This is a genomic window from Geobacillus sp. BMUD (genome assembly GCF_013096845.1).
Taxonomy (GTDB): domain Bacteria; phylum Bacillota; class Bacilli; order Bacillales; family Anoxybacillaceae; genus Geobacillus; species Geobacillus vulcani.
In genome coordinates this window covers 1-14352 of record NZ_SDLA01000009.1, presented here as the reverse complement: position 1 = coordinate 14352, position 14352 = coordinate 1, and the positions used below count along the sequence as shown (strand labels likewise).

The window sequence follows — 14352 nt, the reverse complement described above, 5'->3', positions numbered from 1 at the left end:
ACGAATGCGGATGGTGAACGAGCAACGTCTTGTCGACGAATTTTTGGAGCTCGTGCAAATCGATTCGGAAACGAAGCATGAAGGTGAGATCGCCAAGGTGCTGAAACAAAAGTTTGAAGCGCTCGGCCTTGAGGTGATCGAAGACGATGCGGCCGCGAAAACAGGGCATGGCGCCGGCAACTTGATTTGCACGCTGGCGGCGACGAAAGACGGAGTCGATCCGATTTACTTCACATCCCATATGGATACGGTCGTGCCGGGCAAAGGGGTAAAACCGTCGATTCGCGATGGCTATGTCGTCACCGACGGAACGACAATTTTAGGCGCCGATGACAAAGCCGGCTTGGCGGCGATGTTGGAGGCGATTCGGGTGTTGAAAGAGCAACACATCCCCCACGGCTTGATTCAATTCGTCATCACGGTCGGGGAAGAGTCGGGGCTCGTCGGGGCGAAGGCGCTCGATCCGTCGTTGCTCAAAGCGAAATACGGCTATGCGTTGGACAGCGACGGCAAAGTCGGCAACATCGTCGTCGCCGCGCCGACGCAGGCGAAGCTGAAAGTCGTCGTGCACGGCAAAACCGCTCATGCCGGTGTGGCTCCCGAGCGCGGGGTGTCCGCCATTACGATCGCGGCCAAAGCGATCGCGAAAATGCCGCTCGGCCGCATCGATGAGGAGACGACGGCCAACATCGGCCGCTTCGAAGGCGGCACGCAAACGAACATTGTCTGCGATCGCGTCGATATTTTAGCGGAAGCCCGCTCGCTCGTCCCAGAAAAAATGGAAGCCCAAGTGGCGAAGATGAAAGAGGCGTTTGAAACGGTTGCCGCGGAAATGGGCGGTCGCGCCGATGTCGAGGTGGAGGTGATGTATCCAGGCTTTCAATTCGGAGACGGCGACCATGTTGTGGAAATTGCCAAACGGGCGGCGGCGAAAATCGGCCGGCCGTGCGAGCTGCAGCGAAGCGGCGGCGGCAGCGATGCCAATATCATTGCCGGCTTCGGCATTCCGACGGTCAACCTTGCTGTCGGCTATGAAGAAATCCATACGACGAACGAGCGGATGCCGATTGAAGAGTTGGTCAAACTGACGGAAATGGTCATCGCCATTGTCGAAGAAGTCGCCAATGCTGAGTGAGCATCCCGAGGACGGATGCTCTTTTTTCTTCGGACGCCGAAATCCGCTGAACATTCAGCCGGAATCGGCCGATAAAAAAAGCAGACACGATGTCAATCATGAGAGAGGTGACAGGGGAATGGACAAATATGTGGTCTTTCGCGTTGAGCGGGAACAGTACGCCGTTTCGATCGCGTATGTCGTCTCCATTGAAAAAATGACGGCGCCGACCGCGGTGCCCCATATGCCGGACTATATGGCCGGCGTCGTGCGCATCCGCGGCGAGCTCATGCCAGTGCTTGATATGCGGAAGCTGTTGTACGGCCGGGCCATCGAAGAAACGGACCAGACGCGCCTTGTCGTGGCTGCGGTTGATGGTTTGTCAGTGGCGTTTATCGTCGATGAGGCAAAGGAAATCGCTGATATTGAGTCTGGGGCGATTAAACCGCTTCAACTGATGTCCGCGGAGCGCACGCCGTATCTTGTCGGGATGGCGACGCAAGAGGACCGGCTGTTGACCGTGCTTGACCCGCGCGTCTTGTTTGCCCATTTGGATGAGGCGGAAGAGATTCGTGCGCAAGTGGCCGCTGCCCGAGCGGCTGCCCAAGAGAATGAGGCAATATAGGTGTTGGCCTATACCGTTTTTTCTTCCGCGCATATCCTAACCATGGAAATGAACTTCAACCGATGAAGAGGAGGCGCATTCCATGGTTCGACCGTTTGGCCCGTATCCGGGCGGCTTTTATCCGCCTTACTATGGCGGCTACGGCCACTATCCGTATGGCTACTATCCTTATTGGTACGGGGGATATGGCGGCTATCACCACTTTCCATACGGGATGCATGATGGCCACTATCCGTTTTCGCCGTACGGCTTCCCGCACTATGGAGGCTACTAAGCATGAGGGGCGTTACGCCCCTTTTCGTATGAACATGCCAAACAAAGCCCGTCTTGCCGCCCCGTTCCTAAATCGGTTTAGAAAAACTTGCAGGCAAGTGTAAACGTATGGTATGTTGTTTGATGAACAAACCAAAACGGAAAGGGACGTTGGACAATGGTGAAACAGCAAATCGGCGTCATCGGACTGGCGGTCATGGGGAAAAACTTGGCGCTCAACATCGAAAGCAAAGGCTATTCGGTGGCGGTGTACAACCGTTCGCGCGAAAAAACGGATGAGTTTTTGCAAGAAGCGAAAGGAAAAAACATTGTCGGTACATACAGCATCGAAGAATTCGTCAACGCCTTGGAAAAACCGCGGAAAATTTTGCTGATGGTGAAAGCGGGAGCGCCGACGGACGCGACGATCGAACAGCTGAAGCCGCATCTGGAAAAAGGCGATATTGTCATTGACGGCGGCAATACGTACTTTAAAGATACCCAGCGCCGCAACAAAGAGCTCGCTGAACTCGGCATTCACTTTATCGGCACAGGGGTGTCCGGCGGTGAGGAAGGGGCGCTGAAAGGCCCATCGATCATGCCGGGGGGACAAAAAGAAGCGCATGAGCTCGTACGCCCGATTTTTGAAGCCATCGCCGCCAAAGTCGACGGCGAGCCGTGCACGACGTACATCGGTCCGGACGGCGCCGGCCATTACGTGAAAATGGTGCATAACGGCATCGAATACGGCGATATGCAGCTGATCGCCGAAGCATACTTCCTGCTCAAACATGTGCTCGGCATGGACGCCGCTGAACTGCACGAAGTGTTTGCCGACTGGAACAAAGGCGAATTGAACAGCTATTTAATCGAAATCACCGCTGACATTTTCACGAAGATCGATGAAGAAACAGGAAAGCCGCTTGTTGATGTCATTTTGGACAAGGCCGGGCAAAAAGGAACGGGCAAATGGACGAGCCAAAACGCGCTCGATTTAGGCGTGCCGCTGCCGATCATCACCGAGTCGGTATTCGCCCGCTTCATCTCGGCGATGAAAGACGAGCGCGTGAAAGCAAGCAAAGTGCTGGCAGGCCCGGCGGTGAAGCCGTTTGAAGGCGACCGCGCCCACTTCATCGAAGCGGTGCGCCGCGCGCTTTATATGAGCAAAATTTGCTCATACGCCCAAGGGTTTGCGCAAATGAAAGCGGCGTCTGAGGAATACAACTGGAACTTGCGCTACGGCGACATCGCCATGATTTTCCGCGGCGGCTGCATCATCCGTGCGCAATTTTTGCAAAAAATTAAAGAGGCGTACGACCGCGATCCGGAGCTGTCGAACTTGCTCTTGGATCCGTACTTCAAAAACATCGTCGAAAGCTATCAAGACGCGCTCCGCGAAATCGTCGCCACGGCGGCGATGCGCGGCATTCCAGTGCCAGGATTCGCCAGCGCCCTCGCCTACTATGACAGCTACCGCACCGCGGTGCTCCCGGCCAATTTAATTCAAGCGCAGCGCGACTACTTCGGCGCCCACACGTACGAACGCGTCGATAAGGAAGGCATTTTCCATACGGAATGGTTGAAGTAAGCAAAAAACCCTTAGAGCCGCATGAGGTTCTAAGGGTTTTTGGCGCTTGATGAAACTTCTCTCCAACCGTTGACACTGCATGTAAGTTGCCCGACATCGTCGCCCGGCGGACCTTTCCGTTCACGCTGGGCATCTGATTACGTGCGTCGATAAATGGCATCGCCGACAATAATCGTGATTAAAGAGATCAGTATCGTCAATTTGACCGCTTTGTAGTCTAAAAAGCGCAGCACTTGTTCTTCAAACATGTAGATGAAAAAGAACATGATCATCAGCACGGCGAGAAATAAGGCAAATCGTTTTTTTCGATTCATGAAGAGAAGTTCTCCCTCTATCTCCCCTTAATATACTTACAATGAATTTTTATTGGAAAATTTTTAAAAAACAAGAGCCTTTATTCCCATTTTTAAACCTGTAGATGAGCAAATTGGCTAACATACATTGACAATTAAACAAAAAAGAGACATGAACCGGACTCCTCGGTTGGAATCGATGTACCACCAACTGCCGACAAGGAGGTCCATGCCTCATGGATCGATGAGCCGATGATCAAGGAAAGGGGACAACCTGATCTTTTTCTCCCCGGCCTTCTAGGAGACCGGGGATTTACTCGTGGATACGGCTTTGCCATCTCATTTCTCAACTAGAAAAACCTTGTTGCATCGGTCCCGATTTTCATGCGTTCCCCCATTGTTGAAGGGAATCAGCGGTTTTTCACCAGCCTTCTAGGAGACTGGTGATTAAACCGTGCATACCGCTTCCTGGCATTGTTTCTCAACTAGAAAAACCTTGCAACACTGCACACACTTATTCATCGATCAAAGGAAACCACTGTTTTTCACCAGCCTTCTAGGTGCTACATTCTGCACGAGCCCCGTTCTAAGCTCATAGCGCCTCACGAAGCAGCTGTTTGTCATAACGTACAGCCAACATGCCAAACAGCGAATAGCAGACCGTGTAAATCGCCATCACCGTCAACATCGGCGTCCACAGTTCGGTGCCGAAAAAGAACCAGCCGGAACGGACGGCAAAATAGCTGTGAGACAATCCAAGAAGCAACGGAACCCCAAAGTAGAACAGCTGTTTCTGTCGGATGCCCCTGAAAAAGTCTTTTTCGGTGAATCCGAGTTTGCGCAAAATGGTGTAATTCGGCCGCTCTTCTTCGCCGGCGCCCATTTGCTTAAAGTAAAGAATACAGCCGGAGGTGACCAAAAAGGCGAGCCCTAAAAAGGTGACAACAAACATGATCAATCCGAATGTCTGTTTTTGATGGCGGCTCATGATCAGGCGCGAATCGGCGATGGAGGAAAACTCCATGCGTTGAAACAGCTGATCAGCCCGCTCGATATTTGTTTCGTCAGTCAGGTGAATTCCGATATGCACCTTTTTCGTTTGTGGATCGGTTTCTTTTTGCAAGCGAGCAAACATCGTTTGATCGACGACGACGGTGGGCATGCCGTGCGTGAAATGGTAGTTGACGTAATAGCCTTTTTTCATCCCAAGGTAATGAAGTGGGACCATGCGGCCGTTTTCTTCTAAACGAATCGTTCCCGTTTCTTTAAACGGCAAGAATTGGCGGAGGATGTCCTGATATCCCGTCAGCACTGCTTCCCCGGGCTTGACATCGATGCGGCCTGTACTTGTGTCGCTGATCACCGATAGCGGCGCGGCGGACGGCTGAAACTGGAGCCGGCTTTGATCAGCGATGTCTAAAATCATTGAAATATCAGTCGGTGCTTCAATGACATCGATCATCGTTTCCCGATAGCGAATATCATGAGATCGCAGCGCCGCCGTAAAACGGGCGGCATCTTTTTTGTCCGTGAACGCAAAGTCGGCGGCGACGTAGTTTTGCGCGGCCTGTTCGGCTGAATAGTAGGAAATATAGCTTAACGAAATCAACCCGATCGCGATGGCCGACACGGTCGTGATGATGGTGAGCAGCAAGGCATTTGATTTGATGCGAAACATGAGCGATGACATGGAAAGCACGTCGTCGATCGACAAATAACCGCCTTTCCGCTTCCGCCATAGGTGGAAGAGAAAGCTGATCGTTCCTTTAAAAAACAAGTAGGTGCCGATGATGACCGCGCCTAAAATGAATGCCATGGCCATGAATAAGCCTTGAACGCTCTTCCAGTCGCTGCTAAACAATTTCATCGATATACCATAGCCGCTGCCGATGAGGATGATCCCGGCCATTCCCACGACCATGTTCCATACGGATACATGTTTTGCTTCGGTTGTCGATGTCGTGCGGAACAAGGATACAATCGTCTGTTTTTTGAGAAACAAGCGGTTCATCCCCATCATGAAGACATCGATCACGCTAAACACAATCAACGTTTGCACCAATGCTCGGCCCGAAAAGGAAAGAGACGCCTTGACTGGAATATCGATGATTTTAAACAAAATCATCATCAACAGCTTGGAAGCGGCAAATCCCATCCATATGCCGATGATCAACGTGCCGTAATAAAGAATGACGTTTTCGGCCGCCAGCATCAAAAAGATGTTTCGTTTCGTCATGCCGATCAACTGCAAAAGAGCGATCTCATGGCCGCGCCGTTGGATAAACAAGGCATTGGCATACAAAAGAAAGACGGCGACAATCACGATAAGAAGCACCGCGCCCGTGCGGACGGCCGCCGCCCCTTTCACTCCCCCTTTGATGGCATCAAGGGATGGGTCGTACTGCAATGTCACGAACGCGAAATACAAGGCGGAAGCAAACATCAAAGCAAACACGTACAAATAATAATGTTGGATGTTTTGTTTCAAGTTGCGGAACAAGAGTTGCTTCATGCTCATGGCCGAACACCACCTAGCACGCCTTGTGTTTGCATAATGGCTTGGAAAAACTGCTGCTGCGTTTCGGTTCCTTTGTACAGTTGCGTATACAATTGTCCGTCTTTAATAAAAACGACACGGCTTGAGAAACTGGCCGCGACCGGATCATGGGTGACCATGATGATCGTCGTCTTCCGTTGTTGATTCAGTTTTTGCAGCTTGTGCAATAAATCGGAAGCTGATTTCGAATCGAGTGCGCCGGTCGGCTCATCGGCAAAAATGATGTTCGGCTCATGGATGAACGCCCGCGCCGCGGCCGCGCGCTGTTTTTGCCCCCCAGAAATTTCGCTTGGATAGTGGTTTTGGATGTCAATAATGCCAAGTTCAGACGCCAATTCGGCAAATTTCTTTTCCGCTTCTTGCTTGGGCGTTTTCGTAATCGATAAAGGCAAAAGGACATTTTCCTTCACCGTCAGCGTGTCAAGCAAATGATACTCTTGAAAAATGAATCCGACATGGCGCTTGCGAAATTCCGCCAGCTCCCGGTCTTTCATGGCGACGATGTTGTTTCCTTTGATGAAAATCGCGCCCTCGCTCACCCGATCGATGGAGGAAAGGACGTTGAGCAGTGTCGTCTTCCCTGATCCCGACGGGCCCATGATCGCGAGAAACTCTCCTTCCTCCACGCGCAAATCAATGCCTTTGAGCACTTCTTGTTGATTTTTCTTTGTTCCGTAGATTTTGCGGATGTTGGTTGCTTCGAGTATCGTCATCTCCTGTCCCCCTCCTTCGTTTCTATCATAAACAAAATGGTTCATTTTCTCCTTTGTTTGGTCGAACAAAACAAGACAGCATGTGACAGTTTTGTCACATGCCGTGCATTCGGATCAGGTCGTTTTCCTGGGGAAATACGATGGTAAAGACCGTCCCGCGCCCCGGTGAAGATTCGACGTGAAAGTCAAGCAGAAGCGGTTGGGCGGCTTTTTTCGCCAAATACAGCCCCATCCCCGTCGCCGCTTCGTTTTGGTGTTCGGCAGTGGAGGTGAAGCCCTTGTCAAAAATGCGCGGCAAGTCCTTCGGATCAATGCCGCGGCCGAAATCTTGAATTTGCAAGTGGATATGGCCGTTTTCCAGAAAACTTTTCACGATAATGTCGCAAGACTCGCTATATTTCACCGCGTTCGTCACGATTTGCCGGATGATAAACGAAAGCCATTTGGCATCGCTGAGCACCGAGCGGACGTTCAATTGAAGATCAAAGCCGATGCCTTTTTGCATGCACCATGACTGCAACGGTTTGATTTCATTGATGAGAAGCGGTTTGAGCTCGACGTGTTCAATATATAAATCGTTTTCCATGTGAGGGAGCCGCCGCTGATGGAGCTGCTGATCAAGCAGCAAATGAATGCGCAGCCATTCGTATAGGAGCGATGATTTGGTGTTTTCCTCCTCGACTCGTTCGATCATGAGCCGCATGGCCGTCAGCGGCGTTTTCATTTCGTGAATCCATGTCAGCAGTTCATCTCTCTCTTGTTCCAACGCTGTTCGGCATACGGTCAGTTCCTGTTTCCATTGGTCCATTTGGCTGGCCATGGCGCGCTCAACGATGCGTTCGAACGGACTGGCCGCCTGGAGGCTGGAAGCGGGGTCCAAGGCAAGATGGTACGTTTGCAGCCGTTGATAAAATGCCGTTTCTTTTTTCCAACGGATGATGGCAAAGACGGCAAAGAGGATGGATGTTAAAAAGACGATATAAAGAGCGGAGGAAAAGGGAATCGTCGGATCAAGATAAGCGACAAACAGAATGAACAGCTCGAGGAACACAAAGAAGACAAGCCAGCTTTTTCGTTCCATCAAGTAGTCTTTGATCATGAGCCGATCCCCTCTTCCTTTGCCATATACCCTTGTCCCACTTTCGTTTCGATGAAACGGCCCAAGCCCAGTTCGTCAAGCTTTTTCCGCAGCCGGTTGACATTGACGGTCAGCGTGTTGTCGCTGATAAACCGTTCGTCCTCCCACAGCTGTTCGATCAGTTCTGTCCGCGTTACAATCGTGTTTTTCTTGTTCAACAGATGTTTTAAAATCAACAGTTCGTTTTTCGTCAGCTCCACCGTTCCTTGTTCATTGGTGACCGTGCTTTTGGCATAGTCGATGGTGGCGCCGCACCACGTTTGCAGGTGGATGGGGCCTGCATTGTAATCGTACACGCGCCGGAGCAGCGCCTGGATTTTCGCGATCAGCACGTCAAAATGAAACGGCTTTTGGATGTAATCATCCGCGCCAAGCTGCATGGACATGACCATGTCGGTCGGATGGTCGCGCGACGATAAAAACAAGATCGGGACGTTCGAATGCGCGCGGATTTGGCGGCACCAGTGAAATCCATCAAATTTCGGCAGCTGGATGTCAATGATGACAAGGTGTGGCTGGCAGTGTGAAAATTCCTCCATCACCCGGCTGAAATCGCGGATGCCGCAAACGTTGTATGACCATTGTTCGAGACGTTGTTTGATTTCTTGAAACAACGTGGCGTCGTCTTCAATGAGTAAAATGTTCAATTTTCTCTCACCACACTCGTTTCGATTCAACACTCTGTTTTCATTATACTTGTTTGAACGCGGGGGGAAAAGAAGCCTAGAAAGCGGGTGATTGAAGGAGCATGTTGCTTCGCCGCCTTGTTTCTCCAGTGGAGAAACCTTGTGGCATCGGCTTCTCGTTTTATGTCATCCGACGTCGGCTAGGGGCCATTGCTGTTTTTCACCGCCCTTCTAGGAGACCGGTGATTAAATCGTGCATACCGCTTCCCGGCATTGTTTCTCAAATAGAAAAACCTTGCAACACTGCACACATTTATTCATCGATCAAAGGAAACCGCTGTTTTTCACCAGCCTTCTAGAGCGGAAGATGGGAAAGCAATGAGGGACAAACATGATCATGTTCGTCGCCTTGCCACTCATGAAAAAACAGCGATTGGCGGCAGTTGGTGGGTGCGGCCGAACGGCGGGCGTATGGCAAAAAGAGCTTGAAGTGATGAACAACGATGGGCTATGATGGATATGAAGGATGGTTCAGGAATGGGCCAATAGCGGCGCTTGATTGTTTTCGCGATGCTATGCGCAAGGAATGGATCGAAGTTAGAAATCATCGTTTGACGGGGGAGTAGAATGGGAACAACATTCAGGAAAGGTTGTTTATTTTGTCTCTTCTTGTTTATCTGTCTTGTCTATGTGTCTCCTTCCGCTAAAGCGGAAGCGGCCGGACCGCGTACGCAACAGCTTCCTGGGCGCGTGCTCGATTGGGTTATGGACGATCAAAACGGGTATATTTATGCGCTCACGGAAAAAGGGACGTTATTGTTTATTGAAGCCGGCACATTGTCGATCAAAAAGCAAGAAACCGTTTCTCTGCGGGCATACAGCGCTTTATGGCGGAAATATGCCCAACGGTCGATCACTCTTCTTTTGCGGGACGGGAAGCTGTATGTGCCGTCTGAAACATCGATAGACGTTTTTGACGTCAAAACGAAACGGCTGATTCAACGAGCCCCGTATAGCGGATTGCCGTTTGGCCTGTTGGGCAACAAAATCGTCACTTTCGGAGAGCGGTACGGGCGCGGGAAGACGACGTATGAGATGTATATGTGGGATTTGGCAACGAAACGCCAAACAAGCCGGCTGATTGCTGACCCCAACTTTTCTGCCGTTTTTTCAGCGGAAAATACGTTGGTGTTCGATGAGAAGCGAGGTCTTGCTTTCATCGGCCGCAATTTTGCCATTCCTGATTTAGCGGTGTTGCGCCTGTCCGATTTGAAGGTGGTGAAGCGAGTTTCGTATCAAGGGCCGAGGGGCAGCGAGCCCACCCATCCGCTCCTCGTTGACGGAAACGATGTGTTTTTTGCGGGTCGGCGCATTGATGCCGGAAATATCAACATGGTGCACGACTGTTATAACGGCCCTGTTTTGGATGTTCAACGGACCTACGTTGTGACAAGTGAGGCGGTGTATGACCGTTACACCTCTGCCAAGGTCAGCGCACTCCCGTTCCCGACGAACTATGTGCTGATGGATGCGAAGTACAATTTGTACTTGATCAAAGAAGGGGAAAATCGAATTTACAAATATCCATTGCCGGCCGATGAGAGCTATTACGTTCCATCGTCCCATTATGCTTTCACCAATGTGCCGATTTCCCATTTGGCTTATGATTCATCGACCGGATGGTTGTATGTGTTGTCCGCTGAAGACAGCAAACTGTTTGTCATTCGCGCCAGCGACATGAAAATAGTGAAAGAAATTCATCCCGGACCGCAGCCGACGGATATAGAAATTGATGGCGGCAAGGTGTATGTTGCGCTGTCGGGAGCGACGAAGGTGGCGATTTACGACGCCAAAACCATGCGGTTTCTTGGAACGGTGCCGCTGATCGCTGCTCCGCGCACATTGGCGATCGGGGGCGGGAAAATTTTCTTCACCGACAATAGCCGCACATTGACGGGAGCGGTAGCCGTTTATGATATGAAGACGAAAAAACAATGGCGGATCCCGAAGGCATTCATCAATCCGATGATTGTGTATGACAAAAAACAAAATGTATTGTATGTCGGACAGGAAGGAACATCGGATCACGCCTTGTATGCGGTGCGGCTTTCCGATTGGCATGTTTCGGAACTGTTGTCCCTCCCTGGAGGGGACGATGCCTTTTTTATGAACGGCGGGGAGATTTTTTACGGAACGGCGCGCATCCATCCAGCCCATTCTGGCGCATTGGTGGCCGCACAATTTTCGGAGCCGCTGCGGGCGGCGAGCCGTCAATATATTATTACCAGCCGAGCCATTTATAATCGGGCAACAGGAACGAAAATCGCCGATTTGTCATCGGAAGCGTTGCTTGCAGCGGCTGGGGATGATGGAATGATCTTCACGTATCGAAACGTGGCTGCCAACCATTATTTGATTAAGCAAAAACCGTCTCGATAAACCGCCGTTGCTTGCAGAGACGGGTGCTTTGCCAGAACGGCATGGAAAAGAAGCGAACCAAAACGTGTTCACAACGTCTAGACGGGCTCGCACCTCCGCCCGTCTAGTTTTATAATGATACCATACAAGCAGTCAAGGGCGCATCAAAATGCAGTCGCCTCATGTCGTCTAGTTTTAAACGATGCCATGCAAGGATGGTGTTGAAGGCGTTCAATCACGAAAACACGTCCGTTCACAGATAGGAGGGTCGTTCCATGTCACAACAGCGCAAATCGATCATCCCCGATGGCTTTTTATGGGGCGGGGCGGTGACGTCATTTCAGACGGAAGGGGCGTGGAATGAAGGAGGCAAGGGGTTGTCGATCGTTGATGCGCGCTCGATTCCGGAAGGCCATTCCGACTGGAAAGTGGCGGTTGACTTTTACCATCGCTACAAAGAAGACATCGCTTTGTTCAAGGAGCTTGGCTTTACCGCCTACCGGACGAGCATCGCTTGGACGCGCATTTTTCCGGATGGGGAAGGGGAGCCGAATGAAGCGGGCTTGGCGTTTTATGACGCCGTGTTTGATGAATTGAGGGCGAACGGCATCGAACCGGTCATTACGCTGTACCATTTTGATTTGCCGCTGGCGTTGGCGAAGAAATACAACGGCTTTGCCTCGCGGAAGGTCGTTGACTTGTTTGAGCGGTACGCGCGCACCGTGTTTGCGCGCTACCGTGGGAAAGTGAACTATTGGCTGACGTTCAACGAACAAAACTTAGTGCTCGAACAACCGCATTTATGGGGGGCGATCTGCCCGGATGATGAAGACCCGGAAGCGTTTGCCTACCGCGTCTGCCATCACGTCTTTCTCGCCCACGCCAAGGCGGTGAAGGCGCTGCGCGAGATCGCTCCGGAGGCGAAGATCGGCGGGATGGCGACGTATTTGACAACGTATCCGGCGACATGCCGCCCGGAAGACGCTTTGGCGAACGTGCAAGCGAAAGAGCTGTTCATTGATTTCTTCTTTGATGTGTTCGCCCGCGGCGTTTATCCGCGCTATGTGACGAATCGGCTGGAGAAAAAGGGGATCCGCTTGCCGCTTGAGGCAGGCGATGAGGAATTGCTGCGCACGCAGACGGTCGATTTTTTGTCATTTAGCTACTATCAAAGCCAAATCGTCCGCCATCAGGAACAAGATGAGCGGATCATCAAAGGGCTTGCGCCGAACCCCCACTTGCCGAAGACGAAATGGGGCTGGGCGATCGATCCGCTCGGCTTGCGGATTGCCTTAAAAGACGTGTACGCCCGCTACCAGATGCCCATTTTCATCACCGAAAACGGCATCGGGCTTGAGGAGGAGCTAAACGAGAACGGCACGGTCGACGATGACGAGCGGATCGACTATATGCGCCGCCATATTGAACAAATGAAACTGGCGATCGAAGAAGGGGTCGAGGTGATCGGCTATTTGATGTGGGGAGCGACCGATCTGTTAAGCTCGCAAGGCGAGATGCGCAAGCGCTACGGCGTCATTTTCGTCAACCGCGATGATCAAAACTTGCGCGATTTGAAACGTTATAAGAAAAAAAGCTTCTACTGGTTCCAGCGCGTCATTCGCACGAATGGGGAGGTGACACACAGTTGAAATAAATTTATAAAATTTCGTAAAACTCTATATACAATTTATAAAAACTATGTATATAGGTGATAAATCGGTTTGAAATTATAACTGACATAGGTAAAGCCAAGAAAATGATTCAGGAGTTAGTAAAAGATGATCAAGACTTATAAAGTCATGCTTTTGCCAAACAATAAGCAAAGAACAAAGTTATTTGAGTGCGCAGGTGTATCCCGATGGGCATACAATTGGGCATTGGCTACACAACAAGAAAACTATAAAAATGGTGGAACGTTTTTAAACGATAGTGAATTGAGAAAAATATTGACGCAATTAAAAAAGCAGAAACAATATGATTGGCTTAATCATTATTCAAACAATATAACAAAACAAGCAATTAAAGATGCCTGTCAAGCGTACAAAAACTTCTTTGAAGGCAGGACGAAGTTTCCAAAATTTAAGTCAAAAAAGAGAAGCAAACCAAGTTTTTATCAAGATACGGCAAAAACAAAAATCACAAAAACGCATGTAAAATTGGAAAAGTTAACCACATCAAAGAAAAAGAATAGGCAGAAATTTAACTATGTTAAGTTAGCTGAAAAAGACAGAATCCCAACAGGGAGTAATATAAAATATCTCAACCCAAGAATCACGTTTGATGGAATAAACTGGTGGCTCACTGTAGGAGTAGAACAAGTCGAAAACAAAAGTCCAAATGATACTGATGGCATAGGCATCGATTTAGGGGTAAAAGATTTAGCTGTCGTTAGCAACGGGCAGAAGTTTCGCAATATAAACAAATCAAACAAAGTGAAGAAGTTGGAGAAAAGGCTGAAACGGTTGCAACGTAAGCGATCAAGGAAATATGAGAAAAATAAAATAAAAACAGAAGGAGGTGAATTCCGTTACAGAAAAACAAACAATATAAAGAAGTTGGAATTCCTTGTTCGAAAGACGTATCGAAGGCTGAAACACATCAGGCACAATTATATTCATCAAATCACTACATCTTTGGTGAAAACCAAGCCAGAGTATGTAGTCATGGAGAGCTTAAATACTCATGGAATGGTAAAGAACAGAAAGCTATCGAAAGCCGTCCAAGAACAAACATTCCACGAGTTTAAAAGGCAAATGGAATATAAGTGTGCTTGGAATGGGATCAAGTTTATACTTACCGATCGATTCTTCCCTTCGTCTAAAACTTGCAGCCATTGTGGGGCTGTAAAAGAGAAACTTTCTTTGTCAGAAAGAACGTTTATATGTGATGAATGTGGAAATCAAATAGACAGGGATGTGAACGCAAGTAGAAACTTAAAAAAATATGGTAAGTCAATAGCCTAGCACGAAAAGCGGTTATTGACATGTACCCATTCGTTAGTGGGGAATTGAAGCCTTCGGAGCACCAC

The 14352-nt window shown here is 49.8% G+C and carries 13 protein-coding genes; 8 read left to right on the top strand and 5 right to left on the bottom strand.

All coding sequences use genetic code 11. The features are described 5' to 3' along the window. Nucleotides 1-10: 10 nt before the first annotated feature. The 4 genes from ETC05_RS11215 (at nt 11) to gndA (ending at nt 3579) form a co-directional block, all read left to right on the top strand. A complete protein-coding gene (locus tag ETC05_RS11215) occupies nt 11-1135 on the top strand; it encodes a tripeptidase T (protein WP_031408431.1) in 1125 nt (374 codons plus the stop codon). Between the two features lie 118 nt (nt 1136-1253). Then, on the top strand, nt 1254-1739 hold the full coding sequence (locus ETC05_RS11210) for a chemotaxis protein CheW (RefSeq protein WP_031408433.1): 486 nt from the start codon (nt 1254-1256) through the stop codon (nt 1737-1739). A gap of 82 nt (nt 1740-1821) precedes the next feature. After that, nucleotides 1822-2013 carry a hypothetical protein gene (locus ETC05_RS11205; RefSeq protein ID WP_031408435.1) on the top strand — a complete coding sequence of 64 codons (192 nt, stop codon included), beginning with the start codon at nt 1822-1824 and terminating at the stop codon, nt 2011-2013. A 156-nt stretch (nt 2014-2169) separates the two neighbouring features. Beyond that, a complete protein-coding gene (gene gndA, locus ETC05_RS11200) occupies nt 2170-3579 on the top strand; it encodes an NADP-dependent phosphogluconate dehydrogenase (protein WP_171661018.1) in 1410 nt (469 codons plus the stop codon). A 137-nt stretch (nt 3580-3716) separates the two neighbouring features. On the opposite strand, the gene ETC05_RS11195 is transcribed toward gndA, so the two are convergent. The 5 genes from ETC05_RS11195 to ETC05_RS11175 all read right to left on the bottom strand — a co-directional run bounded on the left by ETC05_RS11195 (nt 3717) and on the right by ETC05_RS11175 (nt 8927). Then, the gene (locus tag ETC05_RS11195) at nt 3717-3893 is read right to left on the bottom strand and encodes a hypothetical protein (protein ID WP_171661017.1); all 177 of its coding nucleotides are present in this window, start codon (nt 3891-3893) and stop codon (nt 3717-3719) included. Between the two features lie 571 nt (nt 3894-4464). Then, nucleotides 4465-6390, bottom strand: a complete 1926-nt coding sequence (locus tag ETC05_RS11190) for an FtsX-like permease family protein (RefSeq protein ID WP_171661016.1) — start codon at nt 6388-6390, stop codon at nt 4465-4467. Further along, the gene (locus tag ETC05_RS11185) at nt 6387-7142 is read right to left on the bottom strand and encodes an ABC transporter ATP-binding protein (protein WP_171661015.1); all 756 of its coding nucleotides are present in this window, start codon (nt 7140-7142) and stop codon (nt 6387-6389) included. The genes ETC05_RS11190 and ETC05_RS11185 overlap by 4 nt, the downstream gene beginning before the upstream one ends. 94 nt (nt 7143-7236) lie before the next feature. Next, entirely contained in the window at nt 7237-8241 is a 1005-nt protein-coding gene (locus ETC05_RS11180; RefSeq protein WP_171661014.1) for a sensor histidine kinase, read from the bottom strand. Next, entirely contained in the window at nt 8238-8927 is a 690-nt protein-coding gene (locus ETC05_RS11175) for a response regulator transcription factor (protein ID WP_033844128.1), read from the bottom strand. Before ETC05_RS11175 ends, ETC05_RS11180 begins: the two co-directional genes overlap by 4 nt. A gap of 370 nt (nt 8928-9297) precedes the next feature. Here ETC05_RS11175 and ETC05_RS18100 point away from each other — a divergent pair, with 370 nt between their 5' ends. The 4 genes from ETC05_RS18100 (at nt 9298) to ETC05_RS11160 (ending at nt 14287) form a co-directional block, all read left to right on the top strand. Continuing rightward, complete coding sequence (locus ETC05_RS18100) at nt 9298-9420, top strand: hypothetical protein (RefSeq protein WP_256371119.1); 123 nt, start codon at nt 9298-9300, stop codon at nt 9418-9420. Nucleotides 9421-9533: 113 nt separating this feature from the next. After that, complete coding sequence (locus ETC05_RS11170) at nt 9534-11345, top strand: YncE family protein (RefSeq protein WP_171661013.1); 1812 nt, start codon at nt 9534-9536, stop codon at nt 11343-11345. Between the two features lie 254 nt (nt 11346-11599). Then, nucleotides 11600-12973, top strand: coding sequence for a glycoside hydrolase family 1 protein (locus ETC05_RS11165; protein ID WP_171661012.1), 1374 nt, complete (start codon nt 11600-11602; stop codon nt 12971-12973). 129 nt (nt 12974-13102) lie between these two features. Further along, nucleotides 13103-14287, top strand: a complete 1185-nt coding sequence (locus ETC05_RS11160; RefSeq protein ID WP_171661011.1) for an RNA-guided endonuclease InsQ/TnpB family protein — start codon at nt 13103-13105, stop codon at nt 14285-14287. Nucleotides 14288-14352: the final 65 nt, after the last annotated feature.